Below are 14,447 nucleotides of genomic sequence, written 5' to 3' on the forward strand. Positions count from 1 at the left end.
ACCTGAAACGGAAAATAAAGAATGAGCGACGAAACCCCCGAGATTCCCGCCCCCGAGGCCGGGACTCCGGACACCGTTCTTGAAGGCGACGTGCTGATCGACCGTGTGGAACAGGTGGACCTGCAGACCGAAATGCAGCGTTCCTACCTGGACTACGCCATGGCCGTCATCGTGGGCCGTGCCCTTCCGGACGTCCGCGACGGCCTCAAGCCCGTGCACCGCCGAGTCCTGTACGCGATGTTCGACGGCGGCTACCGCCCCGACCGGTCCTTCAACAAGTGCGCCCGCGTGGTGGGCGAGGTCATGGGCCAGTACCACCCGCATGGCGACACCGCCATCTACGACGCCCTGGTCCGCCTCATCCAGGACTGGACCATGCGCTACCCGCTGGCCCTTGGCCAGGGCAACTTCGGTTCGCCCGGCAACGACGGCGCAGCGGCACCCCGGTACACCGAAACCAAGATGGCACCGCTCGCCATGGAAATGGTCCGGGATATCGACGAGGAAACCGTCGACTTCCAGGACAACTACGACGGCAAGAACCAGGAACCCACCATCCTGCCGGCAAGGTTCCCCAACCTGCTGGTGAATGGCTCCTCGGGCATTGCCGTTGGCATGGCCACCAACATCCCGCCGCACAACCTCCGGGAAGTTGCCGACGGCGTGCAGTGGTACCTGGCCAACCCCGGCGCCACCCGGGAAGAACTGCTCGAGGAACTGCTGGTGCGGGTCAAGGGCCCCGACTTCCCAACCGGCGCCACCATCCTGGGCCACAAGGGCATCGAGGACGCCTACCGGACCGGCCGCGGTTCGGTCACCATGCGCGCAGTGGTTGCGGTTGAGGAACTGCAGGGCCGCACCTGCCTGGTGGTCACGGAGCTCCCGTACCAGGCCAACCCTGACAACCTGGCCATCAAGATCGCCGAACTGGTCAAGGACGGCAAGATCTCAGGCATCGCCGACCTCCGGGACGAAACCTCCGGCCGCACCGGCCAGCGCCTGGTGATCGTCCTCAAGCGCGATGCAGTGCCCAAGGTGGTGCTCAACAACCTTTACAAACACACAGAGCTGCAGAGCAACTTCTCCGCCAACATGCTCGCCATCGTGGACGGCGTTCCGCGGACACTCAGCCTCGATGCGTTCATCCGGCACTGGGTAACCCACCAAATGGACGTCATTGCGCGCCGTACCCGTTACCGCCTGCGCAAGGCGGAAGAGGAAGCCCACATCCTCCGTGCCCTCCTTAAGGCACTGGACATGCTGGACGAGGTCATTGCCCTGATCCGTGCCTCCAACACCACCGAAGCCGCACGCGACGGATTGATGGAACTGCTGGATATCGACGAGCTGCAGGCCCGGGCCATCCTGGACATGCAGCTGCGGCGCCTGGCCGCCCTGGAACGCCAAAAGATCCAGGACCGGCACGCCGAACTTGAAGCCCTGATCGAGGAGTACAACGCGATCCTGGGCTCCGAGCAGCGCCAGCGCGAGATCATCAGCGTCGAACTGGGCGAAATCGTTGACAAGCACGGTGACGACCGCCGGACCAAGATCCTGATGGGCTTTGATGGCGACATGTCCATGGAGGACCTCATCCCCGAAGAGGAGATGGTGGTCACCATCACCCGCGGCGGCTACGTCAAGCGCACCCGCAGCGACAACTACCGGTCGCAGCAGCGCGGTGGCAAGGGTATCAAGGGTGCCCAGCTTCGGGGTGACGATGTAGTGGAACACTTCTTCGTGACCACCACCCACCACTGGCTGTTGTTCTTCACCAACCTGGGCCGGGTCTACCGTGCCAAGGCATACGAGTTGATGGAAGCGGGCCGGGATGCCAAGGGCCAGCACGTGGCCAACCTGCTGGCATTCCAGCCGGATGAGCACATTGCCCAGGTCCTTGACCTGAAGGACTACCAGCAGGCGCCGTACCTGGTCCTGGCCACCAAGAGGGGCCTGGTGAAGAAGACCAGGCTGGAGGACTATGACACCAACCGTTCCGCAGGCGTAATCGCCATCAACCTGCGCGACGGCGATGAACTGGTCTCCGCCCAGCTTGTGTCGGAAACCGACGACCTCTTCCTGGTGTCCCGCAAGGGCCAGTCCATCCGCTTCACCGCTACGGACGACGCGCTGCGCCCCATGGGACGTGCCACCTCGGGTGTGACCGGCATGAAGTTCCGTGAGGACGATGAACTCCTGGCTGCCGACGTGGTCACCGACGGCTCATTCGTGTTCGTCGTAACTGAGGGCGGCTACGCCAAGCGTACGGCCGTGGAGGAATACCGCCTCCAGGGCCGCGGGGGCCTGGGCATCAAGGTGGGCAAGTACCAGGAAGAACGCGGGCACCTCGTGGGGGCGCTCATTGTCCAGGAGGAGGATGAAGTCCTGGTGGTCATGGAGGGCGGCAAGGTTGTCCGCTCCTCCGTTGCCGGTGTCCCGGCCAAGGGCCGTGACACCATGGGCGTCATCTTCGCCAAGCCGGACAAGAACGACCGGATCATTGAGGTGGCACGCAACAGCGAACGCGGTCTTGAGGACGAGGAATCCTCGGGGGATGACGTAACGTTGGCTGAAGATGGCGGGACCGCTGGGGAATCCGCCGAGCCAGCAGTGGCAGAAGAATCACCGGCCGTTGAGTCAGAGGACGCCTCGGGCGACGCTGAGCCGAACGAAGACAACACGGAGGTAACGAGTGAGTAATTCCGACTCATTTCCCAAGCCGAACAGTACTGTTCCCGACGGGAACCGGCCTGCAGGGGCTCCCCGCGTGAACGCCCCCGTACGTCCGCAGCAGCGGCCGGCAGCCCCTGCCGGCGCTCCCGGCCAGCGACCTGCTGTCCCGGGCCAGCGGCCGCAGCAGGGAGACCGTCCCGCGCAGCCCGGCCAACGCCCCTTCCAGGGCCCTCAGGGGCAGCGCCCGGCACCGGCGGGGCAGCGTCCCGCCCAAGGGGCCCCGGGCCAGGGGACGCCCGGCCTGGTCAAGCCGGCGCCGAAGGCCAAGGTCCGCCGGGCCCGTCTTCTGATCAGCAAGGTGGACCCGTGGTCCGTCTTGAAGATGGCGTTCCTGCTCTCCGTGGCACTGGGAATCGTTACCGTGGTGGCCGCCATTGTCCTCTGGACTGTTCTGGACCTGACCGGGATCTTCGACCAGGTGGACAGCCTGCTCGGTACGCTCGCAGGTTCTGAAAGCGGCGGCTTCGAACTGAAGAAGGTGGCCTCACTGGGACAGGTCGCCTCGTTCGCCACCATCATTGCCGTGGTCAACGTCGTCCTGTTGACGGCGCTGTCCATGCTGTCAGCTGTCCTCTACAACATTTCTGCCACCCTGGTGGGCGGCATTGGCGTTACCCTCACCGACGACTAGGAAGCCATTTCCGCCGGCCCAAAACCGGCGGAAAGGCCCGATTTGAGATCGGGCCGGGGTGTGCTGTAAAGTCATGTCTCGGCCCGATGAGGGATCGGGGCGTATAGCTCAGGCGGTTAGAGCGCTTCGCTGATAACGAAGAGGTCCCAGGTTCAAGTCCTGGTACGCCCACGGAACCTGTGCAGGTTTCAAACAAGGGTCAGGGATGGATTCATCCATTACCTGGCTGGAACGGGGAGCATGTGAAGAAGTTGCTTGTACTGGCAGCGGCAATCGCAGGCATCCTGGTCTACCGGAAAGCACAGGAATCCGAAGCCCGGAAAACAGTCTGGAGCAAGTCAACCGATACGGTGGACTAGCCCGGGAGCCCGCACCGGGAGCCTGTCAGCGGCTCCACGGTTCTAGGGTATGATTGACGGGTTGCTTCTTATGGGGGCATGGCGCAATTGGTAGCGCACCTGCTTTGCAAGCAGGGGGTTCGGGGTTCGAGTCCCCGTGCCTCCACCATAAGGAAGTCCCGGTCAGCGGAAACGCTGGCCGGGACTTTTCGCTTTCCATCTCTGTCAGGGACGAGCTTCAGGGGGTTGCCGTGAATCTGATCATCGCGGCCCTCGGCGTTCTCGGCGTCGCCTCATCGGGCCCCCTGATAGCGGCCACACTTGGCGCAACCAGCGTCAGCGCCCTGGCCATTGCCTTTTGGCGGAACGCCATCGGAGCGGCCGTCATGGCCACGCCCACCCTGGTCCGGGAGCCCCGCCAGTTCGGCAGGATTTCCCGCCGCGAGTTCGGCTGGTCGTCCCTGGCCGCGGTCGCCCTCGCACTGCACTTTGCCTGCTTCATCACTTCCCTGCAGCTCACCTCCGTAGCCGCCGCAACAGCCCTGGTCTGCCTGCAGTCGGCCTGGATTGCGGTCTTCCAGCTCTTCCGCGGCACCCGGCACCGCTGGCAGGTCCTGGCCGGTCTGGGCATCGCCTTCGGCGGGGTCGTTGCCATCACCGGCTTCGACCTCGGAACCTCACCGCAGGCACTCACGGGAGACCTGCTGGCGGTGGCCGGTGGCGCACTGGCAGGCCTCTACACCCTGGCCGGGGGCAAGGCGCGGCAAAGCATGACCACCGGAACCTACACCACGCTTTGCTACGGGATGTGCGCCGCCCTCGTGGCAGTACTGGCGCTGTTCGCCGGCCAACCCCTGGCCGGGTTCGAGCCCGCAGGCTGGCTGGGAATCGCAGCCATCACCGTCTGTGCGCAGCTGGTGGGCCACACCGCATTCAACCACCTGCTGGCCACCATGAGCCCGCTCATCGTCTCCATGATCATCCTCCTGGAGATCCCCGGCGCAGCCCTGCTGGCTGCCGTGTTCCTGCACGAGACCCTGCCGGCCGGCACGTACGCCGGACTCGGCCTGATCCTGGCTGGACTCGCCGTCGTGGTCCTGGGCCAGAGGGCCGCAATGGCAACGCGGCGCGGAACGGCCCCGCCGCCGGACCGGCTCGCGGAGTTGGGGACGGACTGAGCTACTGCCCGCCGCGGCGCACGGGCTGGGCTGTGTTGACCGTGTGGATGGCCCGGAGGAGCTTGGCCGGGAAATATACCGAGAAGAAGACCACCATGGGGGCCTTCAACGCCATCTTCCTGACATTGTGGGCTTTATAGGTCCGGTCAAAACGGGTGACGTAGTAGCGGTAGTCGCGCGGGGAATCCTCCAGCCGGCGTGCCGACATCCCGGACACCATTTGCGGCCAGTACCGCACCGGAAGCTCATGATCGGCCAGGTGCAGGGACAAATCGATGTCCTCGTGCATTTCGTCCTTTTCGTCGCGGCAGGTCTCGGAGCGGATGGTCTCCCAGGCACTGGCACGCAGGGCCATATTGGAGCCGAACAGGAAATGGTACTGGTGCTTGGCCAGCTTGAGCATCAGCTGGCGCATTTTGTCGTCGGCCTTGAGCCCAAAGCGGCGCATCGGCATGTCGTAGTACACCACAGGGCCCGTGGCAGCCTGGACGGACCAGTCAGCGAAAGCCTTCTGGACCTGCTCAACCCAGTCCGGTTCCACGATGGAGTCCGCGTCAATGCGACCCAGGATGTCCCCGGTGGCGCTGTCCAGACCGAAGTTCCGGGTGGGGATCAGTCCCTGCTCCCGGTCCTGGCTCAGCAGGATGATGGGACTTTCCGGGTACTCAAGCTGCATCTGGCGGACAATGTCGGCAGTGCGGTCTTTGGAAAGGTTGTCCACCACGATGATCTCGTGGGCGGGAACGGACTGGTAGATGGCAGCGATGAGGCACTGCCTGATCACGCTTTCCTCGTTGTAGGCCGGGATGACGATGGACACGCGGAGCTGTTCGGCTGCGTCGTTCAAGGCATCCCCAGAGGGTCGATTGGCTGGCATCACTACAAATCTAGCACCCGGGCCACCGCCTGCCTTATGCGGTGGCCGCGCTTCTGCGGCGGCCCGGGAGTCTGTGGAGGGCAGTCAGCAAAATCGGCGGGAGGAATGGCTCTGGTACGCAAAAGGGGCCCCGCGGTGAAACGGAGCCCCTTGGTGCGTTGCGGGAAAACTAGGCCTGGCTGCTGCCCTTGTCAGTCTCCGTGGCCGGCTTTGCGTCATCGGCTGTGCTCTTGGCAGCCTCCGAGGTGTCGGCGGCCACGTGCTTGGCCTTGTCAGCGGCGTCTGCGGACTTTTCAGTGGCCGTATCCGCTGCCTCACCTGCCTTCTCCGCTGCGGCGGCTGAGGCAGATCCGGCAGCAGAGGCAGCGCCGCCGGCAGCGTTTGCCGTGCTTTCCTTGACATCACTGACAGTGGTGGCGGGCACCGGGGCAGGAGTCGGCGTGACCGGTGAAGGAGTCTTCCAGGGGTCCTCCACAGGCTTGGATGCCTTCCACGCGGCGACACCGGCGGCAACGGCAGCAGCAACAACTCCGAAGACCAGCCAGCCGCGCTTCTTGGGCTTTTCGGGCTGGGCCAGCTGGAGTTCAGCGGCACGGCCGGCACCTGCTGCGGCTGCCTTCAGCTGTGCACCGGTTGCCTGGGCCTGTTCCTGGAGGGCGTGGATGATTCCCACATCGCCCAGCTTCTGTGCCACGGCATCCACCCGTGCCGGAGTGTTTTCCAGGGTGCGGTGGACTGCACCGGATGCCACGCCGATCTGGTCCGAAAGCTTGGGCAGGTATTCCACCACCACCCGGTCGCGGGCATTCAGGACAACGGGCGTGGCTTTGTCCAAAGCCTCGTGCAGCCTGGGTGAGGCGCCTTCGACGACGTCATTGATCTTGGGGGCCAGCTGGGCCAGACCGTCCTGGATCCGGGGAGTCACGGTGGCAACACCGTCGGCCAGGGAGTGCGCGGCCGTCTTCAGGCCTTCCTGGATCTTGGGAGAAGCGGTATCCAGGCCGTGCTGGAGACGGGGAACAGCCCAGTCCACTGCAGCTTCCACCCGCGGCGCCGCCCAATCCTTGGCATTTTCCACCGCACTGGTGACCGACTGCTCAAGGTCACGGGTAATACGATCCGATTTCTTCACAACTACCTCCCGATTAATGTGACGGTTCTGTCGCTAGCCTACGTGCCCAGATCACCCCGGGCTATTCACTCTGCGGATTTTAGGGGGATTTCACCCAGCGCGGAACTGCCCCCGCAGCCGTGGCCGCAAATAACCGACATGGGAGAATGGGGCCTATGACTGCCATCGCAACTGCAAAAGCAACCATCCACACCAGCCTCGGCGACATCGTGGTTAACCTCTTCGGCAACCACGCGCCCAAGACTGTCAAGAACTTCGTTGGCCTTGCCACGGGTGAACAGGCATGGACCCACCCGGAAACCGGCGAGGACAAGGCCGGCACCCCGCTTTACAACGGAACCATCTTCCACCGCATCATCAAGGACTTCATGATCCAGGCGGGCGACCCCCTGGGCCGTGGAACCGGTGGCCCCGGCTACCGCTTCGACGACGAAATCCACCCGGAGCTGAGCTTCAACCAGCCCTACAAGCTCGCCATGGCCAACGCGGGAATCCAGATGGGCAAGGGCACCAACGGTTCACAGTTCTTCATCACCACCATTCCCACTGACTGGCTCCAGGGCAAGCACACCATCTTCGGTGAAGTGGCTGACGAGGAATCCAGGAAGGTCGTCGACGCCATTGAGGGTGTCCGCACCGGCATGGGCGACCGCCCGGTTGAAGACGTCACCATCAACAGCATCGACATCGAGCAGCTGTAACACCCCAGCATGAGTTACGGAATTCCGTCGGCCGAGCCGTCCGCCCAGGTCCCGGTCTGTCCCCGGCACCCGGACCGGCCGTCCTACGTGCGCTGCCAGCGCTGCGGGCGCCCGGCATGCCCTGACTGCCAGCGGGCGGCCGCCGTCGGATTCCAATGCGTTGACTGCGTCAACGAAACAGGACGTTCGACGCCGGAAGTGCGGACCGTCTATGGCGGCGCCGTTGCCACCGGCAAGCCATTGGCGACGTTCGGCATCATCGCGGCCTGCGTTGTTGTTTACGCACTGCAGATGCTCATCCCGGGCGACTTCGTATACAAGCAGTTCGCCTATAACAACATTTTTGTTGCCCCGCAGTACGGTGCTTTCGAGCCTTGGCGGATGCTGACATCAGCCTTCCTCCATTCCCCGGATTCGCTGCTGCACATCCTCCTTAACATGTATACGCTCTGGATTTTCGGCCAGGCCCTCGAACCCGTTCTGGGCCGCGTCCGGTTCCTGGCGCTGTACCTGATTTCAGCGGTTGGTGGTTCAGTCGGCTACCTGCTGCTCAATCCCGTGTTGGTGCCCGGCCAAGGGCTCGTGGGGCTGGTAGGTGCTTCCGGAGCCATCTTCGGCCTTTTCGGCGCCATGCTGTTGGTTCAACGGCAGCGCGGCGGCGACACCCGCCAGCTGTGGGTCCTGATTGCCATTAACGGCGTCATTGGCTTCCTGATCCCCCACATCGCCTGGCAGGCCCACCTGGGCGGCCTCATTACGGGCGGACTGTGTGCGGCCGTCCTCGCCTACACTCCGCGCGGACGCCGCCAGGGTGTCATCCAGGCCTTGGGGCTGGCGGCCGTGCTGGCCCTGCTCATCGCTGTGAGCTGGGTGCGGGTAACTCTCTAGGATCCCGCCCAAACCGCAACGGCACTCTGCCCCCGCCACCAATGGTGTCGGGGGCAGAGTTGTTTTCCACAGGGCTTATCCACAATGTTGGTAACTTACACAGCTGTAGTTCATATGCGCGTCCTCCCGTTTATGGCCTGCGTCCGGGGATGGGCTGGAAGGCTGCGCCACTTTCTCCACATCTGTGGATAACCTGTGGGGATATTGCTGTGTGTAAGTGGATAAGCAGGGGATTCCACGGGATTTTGTGGACAACTACGCACCGGCAGCGTCATGTTGGCCCAGTGCACCACCCCGGAGGGGCGTTATCGACACCCTTATACACAGTGTTAATAACTGACAGAGGTGTAGTTTCCGCGTTGGAAAACCCGCGGGAGTAGGCGCAGCGCCCGGCGGCGGGAGGATTTCCACGGGCTTACCCACAGTTGTGGATAACTTGTGGGTATTGCGCTGTTGGTAAGTGGATAACATCCCCGGCGGGCCCTCCGCGTCCTGCCTATGATGGTTGCCTGCCAAGCCGTTCTATCGACAAGGACCCCCGTGAGCGTCACCGAGCATCTATACCTGGACAAACAGCACCCCGCTCTCTGGAAGTCAATCAGCGGCCTGGGCCTCAGGGTGCAGGAAGCAGCAGAGGAGGCTGGAATCGGGCGCGGCCTGCTGGAACTCCTCAACGTCCGGATCTCCCAGATCAACGGATGCGCCTACTGCCTGGACCTACACGTGCGGAAGGCGGGCGAGGCAGGGGAAACCCCGCAGCGGCTGGCAGTATTGCCCGCGTGGCGTGACACGGCCTTGTTCACCGGCAAGGAGCGGGCGGCCCTGGCGTTGGTGGAGAGCATCACTGAACTCCCGGACCAGCGGACGCAGGAGCATGCGGAGGCGGCCGCCCGCGAATGCCTCACGGCAGAGGAATTTTCGGCCGTGAGCTGGGTTGCGGTGACGATGAACGCGTTCAACCGGGTTTCCATTACCAGCCACCATCCCGTCAAGCGGGACCGCCTGTAGCCTCCCGGACCCCCGGACCCCCGGACCCCCGGACCCCGCGGGTATCCACCGGGCACGTAGGGATTATCCACAGGTATTCCACACTGTTAATAACCGCATCTGCCCGGCAGACTTAGCCTTATCAGCACGGCCCCGGGGGCCGGCTGCCACATCTGGAGCTGCCAGGGAGGCTTTTCCACACTGTGGATAACTTTCCCAACAATTGGGGATAACGGTGTGCCGCGGACCGGTTCTGCCCCGACCGGCCTCACACCTGCCAGACGCCGGAAGATCCCCGCCGATGGCTCGCCAGGAGGTGGGTGTCCACGATTCCCACCGCCTCCATCAGGGCGAACATGGTGGTGGGTCCCACGAAGGAAAAGCCGCGCTTCCTAAGTGCCTTGGACAAGGCAATGGACTCTGCAGACTGGGTGGGAATCTCCGCGGCAACCCGGGGCTCCGGGGTGCTGTCCGGCCGGAAGCCCCAGACAAAGTCCACCAGGCCGCCGTCGTTCCGAAGCTCCAGGGTGGCCTGTGCGTTCTTAACCGTGGCAAGGATCTTCAGCCTGTTTCTGATGATGCCCGGATCCTGCAACAGCCGCTCCACGTCCGCGTTGCTGAACAGGGCCACAGCCTCCGGATCGAAGCCGGCAAAGGCGGCGCGGAACGCGGGGCGTTTGCGCAGGATGGTGGCCCATGAAAGCCCGGCCTGGAAGCCCTCCAGGCAGATGCGTTCATACAGGCCCTGCTCGTCGGTGACGGGCATGCCCCATTCCTGGTCGTAGTAGTTCCGCATGAGCGGGTCCGTCGCGGCCCACGCCGGCCGCGCGAGGCCATCCTCGCCGATAACTACGCCGGCGGATTCGGGAGCCACGGCAGTCCTCCCCGGAACAGTCGCGGGACGCCGCTCAGGAGCGCCAGCGGGTAGTCATCAGGAAGCCGACGATGGCAATGCCAAAGCCGGCAACGATGTTCCACGACTGCCAGGCCTGCACAGGGAAGCGTCCCTCGCTGATGTAGAACGTGATGATCCAGAAGAGGCCAATAATCATGAGTCCAAACATGACCGGCTTGAACCAGACGGGATTGGGCTTGTAAGCCTGGGGGGAAGCCGGCTGGGCGGTGCTGGCGGTCTTCTTGCGAGGCTTTGACTCGGGCACTGGCTCTCCTTGGCGGGATGGGGCAAGACCGGCGCCCCGGGCTTGGTATCCTGCAAGAAGGAAATTTCCAGCGGTCTGCGCGATCTTGGTCAAATCTGGATTCTTACTAGCAGCCAATTCTAGCCGCAGTTGATGGGCAGCCGGTGCCCAGGGTAAACGCCCGGAGGAGAACGCGTGGTATTGCAGGAGAAGGCGGGGCCCGCCACTGCGCCCGCCCCCCGTCGTGCCCTGCTGCGCGGCACCATCCAGGTTCTGGGCGAGCTGTTGATAACCGCCGGCGTTATCCTCCTTCTCTTTGTGGCATGGCAGCTGTGGTGGACCAACGTCGAGTCCGATGCCAGGCAGAGCCAGGTCATCAAGGAATTCGCCCAGGACCTGGGCACTGCCGCCCCCGCTCCCGCACCAACTGCGCCCGCCGCGGCACCCGCCGCCGGTGAGGATTTTGGCAAGCCCGTGGTGGGTACCGCCCCCGGCCACGCGGGAACGATCGGCATCATGTACATCCCCCGGTTCGGCCCCGGCTACACCCGCCCCATTGTCGAGGGGACCAGCCAGGATGTCCTGGACACCCTGGGCCTTGGGCACTACGGCAACACGGCCATGCCCGGTGCGGTAGGCAACTTTGCGGTGGCTGGGCACCGCCAGACGCACGGTGCAGTGCTGGATAACATCCACACCCTGGTGCCCGGCGACAAGATCTACGTCCAGACCAAGGACGGTTATTACGTCTACGTCTTCCGGAACAACCAGATTGTGATGCCTTCGCGCACGGACGTCCTGGAACCGGTGCCCACCCAGCCCGGCGCCACGCCCACCGAAAGCTACCTCACCATGACCAGCTGCAACCCCCGCTTCGGGGCGGAAGAACGCATCATCGCCTACGCCCTCCTGGACAGCTGGCGTCCGGCTGCAGCGGGCCCGCCGGCCGAAATCGCGGCGCAGGTTGCGGCAGCCACCGGAAGGAACTGACTGTGTACGCCTGGATTTTCCGCCACCTGCCCGGACCGCTCTGGCTCCGGATCTTCATCTCGCTGGTTCTGATCTTCATTGCCCTGGTATTGATGGTCCAGTTCCTGTTTCCCTGGATGTCCCATTTCACCCAATTCACCGACTCGACGATTGGTTCCACAGACCAGCCATGACCACAACCAAGATCCTTGTAGTGGATAACTACGACAGCTTTGTCTACACCCTGGTGGGCTACCTCCAGGAGCTGGGCGCCGAGACCACAGTTGTCCGGAATGACGACGTGACGCTGGCGGAGGCGATTGAGCTTGCCAGCACCCGCGACGGCGTCCTCATCTCCCCGGGTCCGGGTAATCCTGCTGAAGCGGGCATCTGCATCGAGCTGATCAAGTGGTGTGGCGAAAACAGCGTCCCCATGTTCGGCGTATGCCTGGGCCACCAGGCACTGGCCGAGGCCTTCGGCGGCAAGGTGACGCACGCCCCGGAACTCATGCACGGCAAGACGTCCCAGGTGGAGCACATCGGCACCAGCGTTTTCGCCGGGCTCCCCTCCCCCATCACGGCCACCCGCTACCATTCCCTGGCCGCGGTCCGGGAGTCCATTCCTGACGTCCTGGAAGTCACCGCGCAGACCGCATCCGGCGTGGTCATGGGGCTGCAGCACCGGACCGCGCCGCTCTGCGGTGTGCAGTTCCATCCCGAATCGGTCCTTACCGAAGGCGGCTACCAGATGCTCGGCAACTGGCTGGAGTCCCTGGGCATGAAAGGCGCAGCCGCGCGGGCGGCGAAACTGAGCCCCCTCATCCAGCACTAGGCCGGCGCCCTCCACCAACCGAAAACAGGTCCAGGGAGGACGTCAGCCCTTCCTGGTGGGCTTCGGCGTGGGAGTGGGAGTGGGCGTCGGCGTCGCCGTTTCGGTCGGAGCCGGTGGGGGCGGAGCCTTGGCCACAACGATGCCGATGGTCTTTCCCTGGTCGACGGCGGCGTTGGCGGGGTCGCTCTGGTCCGTCACCTTGCCCGGCTCTACCTGGGAATTCTCCGCCTCCATCACCGACGGCACCAGGCCAAGCCCCTTCAGGGCCGCCTCGGCCTCATCACGGGCCAGGCCGCGCAGTTCGGGGACAACCACCTTGCCCGTGGAAACGATGAGTTCCACGCTGGTGCCGACGCCAACGCTTTGCCCGGGCGCCGGATTGGAGGTGATCACTATTCCTGCCGGAACGGTGGCGCTGTTGGCCGTGCTGGTTGACGGCGCGCCCACCAGTCCCACCTGCCGCAGGATATCCCGGGCGGCTGCCTCGGTCTTGCCGGGGATGCTGTCCGGGACCTTAACCGAACTGGGGCCCTCGGAGATGTTGAGGATGACCTCCGCCCCCGGCTCCAGTGACCCGCCCGCCGCGGGATCAGTCCCAATGGCGGTTCCCTTGGGCACTGTGTCATTCACCGCCCGCGCGATCCTGGGGCGCAGGCCGGCGTTGTACAGTGCCTGAAGCGCCGCGGTCTCCGTCATCGACGACACCGAGGGGATTGACACTTTGGGTGCAGCGGGGGCTGGGCGGTTGACCGTTTGGTAGAGCCACAGGCCACCGCCTGCCAGTACCAGCAGGGTGAAGATCACCAGGGTGGCGATCCACGCACGACGGCGGGACTTTTGCCGGGTGGTCCGCTCACGTTCCGGAGGGAAGCCAAGCGGGAGCGGCGCAGCCGACCCGTAATCGTCTGCCCTGTATCCGCCCGGCCTGTACCCGTCCATCTCCTGCTCATCCGCAAGTTCCAGCGGACCTGCTGCTCCGTCGTCATGGAGGGAGGGGGCTGCCAGGCGGCCGGTGGGCGCGTCATCAAGGAAGTTGGTCCCCGATGCGGCGAACGCCTCCGTTGGCGGGGACGCTTCGGGAACGTGGTCGTTGGGATCGGTGGGCGCCTCGGACACAGGCACGGCAGGGACAGGGACCCCGGCCTTTGCCGCCCTCAGGGCGCGCCGGAAGGCTGCGGCATCCTGGAACCTGTCGGCCCGGTTCTTTTGCAGGGCCTTGGCCAGTACGGTGTCCAGGGCCGGTGACACATCCGGATTCAGGCTGCTGGCGGGCTCCGGAATTTCCCGCACGTGCTGGTAAGCCACGGACACCGGGCTGTCCCCGACGAACGGAGGGCGCGAGGTCAGCATTTCGTAGAGCAGGCATGCGGCGGAATAAAGGTCACTGCGGGCGTCGACGGTTTCGCCCCGGGCCTGTTCCGGTGACAGGTACTGCGCTGTTCCCACCACTGCCTGGGTCTGGGTCATAGTGGCGGAGGAATCGGCAATCGCGCGGGCAATGCCGAAGTCCATCACCTTGACGGAATTGCTGCCCGGGCAATACATCACATTGGCGGGCTTGATGTCCCGATGCACGATTCCGGCCTTGTGGCTGTATTCCAGGGCGCCCAGGACCCCCAGGCAGTACTCGATGGCCTGGTCGATGCTGACCTCATGGGCGCGGATCAGATCGCGCAGGGTCTTCCCCTCGACGTACTCCATCACGATATAGGGCACGCGGACGTCCTCGCCGGTGCCGTCGTGGACCAGGTGTTCACCGGTATCGAAGATGGCCACGATCGAGGGGTGGTTCAGGGCCGCCACCGCCTGTGCCTCACGCTTGAACCGTGCCTGGAACTGCGGGTCGCGGGCCATATCCGGCCTGAGCAGTTTGATGGCAACAGTCCTGCCCAGGCGGGTGTCGGTTCCCCGGTAGACATCCGCCATGCCGCCCCGGCCAATGAGGCTGCCCAGTTCGTAGCGGCCGCTCAGGACACGCCGGTTGTCCACCGGCAGGCTGTCCTCCCGGTGCAACGGTGTGCGTGGTGACTCATTCACTGGTG

15 protein-coding genes and 2 tRNA genes are annotated in these 14,447 nt (G+C 64.4%); 12 read left to right on the plus strand and 5 right to left on the minus strand.

The genetic code is table 11. The features are described from left to right. The first annotated feature begins 21 nt into the window (after positions 1-21). The 6 genes from gyrA (at position 22) to ACEN9K_RS01105 (ending at position 4,880) form a co-directional block, all read left to right on the plus strand. On the plus strand, positions 22-2,700 hold the full coding sequence (gene gyrA, locus ACEN9K_RS01080) for a DNA gyrase subunit A (protein WP_018769882.1): 2,679 nt from the start codon (positions 22-24) through the stop codon (positions 2,698-2,700). After that, on the plus strand, positions 2,693-3,364 hold the full coding sequence (locus ACEN9K_RS01085) for a DUF3566 domain-containing protein (RefSeq protein WP_026265862.1): 672 nt from the start codon (positions 2,693-2,695) through the stop codon (positions 3,362-3,364). Before gyrA ends, ACEN9K_RS01085 begins: the two co-directional genes overlap by 8 nt. A gap of 97 nt (positions 3,365-3,461) precedes the next feature. Further along, positions 3,462-3,535, plus strand: a tRNA-Ile gene (locus ACEN9K_RS01090). A gap of 71 nt (positions 3,536-3,606) precedes the next feature. Beyond that, positions 3,607-3,723, plus strand: a complete 117-nt coding sequence (locus tag ACEN9K_RS01095) for a DLW-39 family protein (protein WP_018769884.1) — start codon at positions 3,607-3,609, stop codon at positions 3,721-3,723. A 72-nt stretch (positions 3,724-3,795) separates the two neighbouring features. Beyond that, a tRNA-Ala gene (locus ACEN9K_RS01100) sits at positions 3,796-3,871 on the plus strand. A gap of 82 nt (positions 3,872-3,953) precedes the next feature. Then, positions 3,954-4,880 (plus strand): DMT family transporter, encoded by a 927-nt coding sequence (locus ACEN9K_RS01105; RefSeq protein ID WP_478222624.1) that lies wholly within the window; start codon positions 3,954-3,956, stop codon positions 4,878-4,880. Between the two features lies 1 nt (position 4,881). Here ACEN9K_RS01105 and ACEN9K_RS01110 read toward each other — a convergent pair whose 3' ends face one another. Next, on the minus strand, positions 4,882-5,757 hold the full coding sequence (locus ACEN9K_RS01110) for a glycosyltransferase family 2 protein (protein WP_026265863.1): 876 nt from the start codon (positions 5,755-5,757) through the stop codon (positions 4,882-4,884). Between the two features lie 169 nt (positions 5,758-5,926). Continuing rightward, complete coding sequence (locus tag ACEN9K_RS01115) at positions 5,927-6,889, minus strand: hypothetical protein (RefSeq protein WP_144601133.1); 963 nt, start codon at positions 6,887-6,889, stop codon at positions 5,927-5,929. 155 nt (positions 6,890-7,044) lie between these two features. Between ACEN9K_RS01115 and ACEN9K_RS01120 the strand changes: the two genes are divergently transcribed. From ACEN9K_RS01120 to ACEN9K_RS01130, 3 genes are all read left to right on the plus strand, one after another. Beyond that, entirely contained in the window at positions 7,045-7,590 is a 546-nt protein-coding gene (locus ACEN9K_RS01120; RefSeq protein WP_478222622.1) for a peptidylprolyl isomerase, read from the plus strand. A 9-nt stretch (positions 7,591-7,599) separates the two neighbouring features. Continuing rightward, entirely contained in the window at positions 7,600-8,478 is an 879-nt protein-coding gene (locus tag ACEN9K_RS01125; protein ID WP_026265864.1) for a rhomboid family intramembrane serine protease, read from the plus strand. 540 nt (positions 8,479-9,018) lie between these two features. Further along, a complete protein-coding gene (locus ACEN9K_RS01130; RefSeq protein ID WP_018769890.1) occupies positions 9,019-9,486 on the plus strand; it encodes a carboxymuconolactone decarboxylase family protein in 468 nt (155 codons plus the stop codon). A 247-nt stretch (positions 9,487-9,733) separates the two neighbouring features. On the opposite strand, the gene ACEN9K_RS01135 is transcribed toward ACEN9K_RS01130, so the two are convergent. Both ACEN9K_RS01135 and ACEN9K_RS01140 read right to left on the minus strand, forming a co-directional pair. Continuing rightward, on the minus strand, positions 9,734-10,339 hold the full coding sequence (locus ACEN9K_RS01135) for a DNA-3-methyladenine glycosylase I (RefSeq protein ID WP_018769891.1): 606 nt from the start codon (positions 10,337-10,339) through the stop codon (positions 9,734-9,736). Between the two features lie 34 nt (positions 10,340-10,373). After that, on the minus strand, positions 10,374-10,625 hold the full coding sequence (locus tag ACEN9K_RS01140; protein WP_018769892.1) for a cell division protein CrgA: 252 nt from the start codon (positions 10,623-10,625) through the stop codon (positions 10,374-10,376). A 174-nt stretch (positions 10,626-10,799) separates the two neighbouring features. On the opposite strand from ACEN9K_RS01140, the gene ACEN9K_RS01145 reads away from it, so the two are divergent. Genes ACEN9K_RS01145 through ACEN9K_RS01155 form a run of 3 tightly spaced genes read left to right on the plus strand, consistent with a single transcriptional unit; the run spans position 10,800 to position 12,405 of the window. After that, positions 10,800-11,594, plus strand: coding sequence for a class E sortase (locus ACEN9K_RS01145; protein ID WP_018769893.1), 795 nt, complete (start codon positions 10,800-10,802; stop codon positions 11,592-11,594). 2 nt (positions 11,595-11,596) lie between these two features. Beyond that, positions 11,597-11,767: a hypothetical protein gene (locus tag ACEN9K_RS01150; protein ID WP_018769894.1), complete on the plus strand. Its 171-nt coding sequence runs from the start codon at positions 11,597-11,599 to the stop codon at positions 11,765-11,767. Further along, entirely contained in the window at positions 11,764-12,405 is a 642-nt protein-coding gene (locus ACEN9K_RS01155; RefSeq protein WP_018769895.1) for an aminodeoxychorismate/anthranilate synthase component II, read from the plus strand. The genes ACEN9K_RS01150 and ACEN9K_RS01155 overlap by 4 nt, the downstream gene beginning before the upstream one ends. Before the next feature lie 42 nt (positions 12,406-12,447). Here the strand turns inward: ACEN9K_RS01155 and pknB are convergent, their stop codons facing one another. Further along, positions 12,448-14,442 carry a Stk1 family PASTA domain-containing Ser/Thr kinase gene (gene pknB, locus ACEN9K_RS01160; protein ID WP_043425018.1) on the minus strand — a complete coding sequence of 665 codons (1,995 nt, stop codon included), beginning with the start codon at positions 14,440-14,442 and terminating at the stop codon, positions 12,448-12,450. Positions 14,443-14,447 lie beyond the last annotated feature (5 nt).

It is taken from the genome of Pseudarthrobacter sp. Pseusp20, from assembly GCF_059492155.1.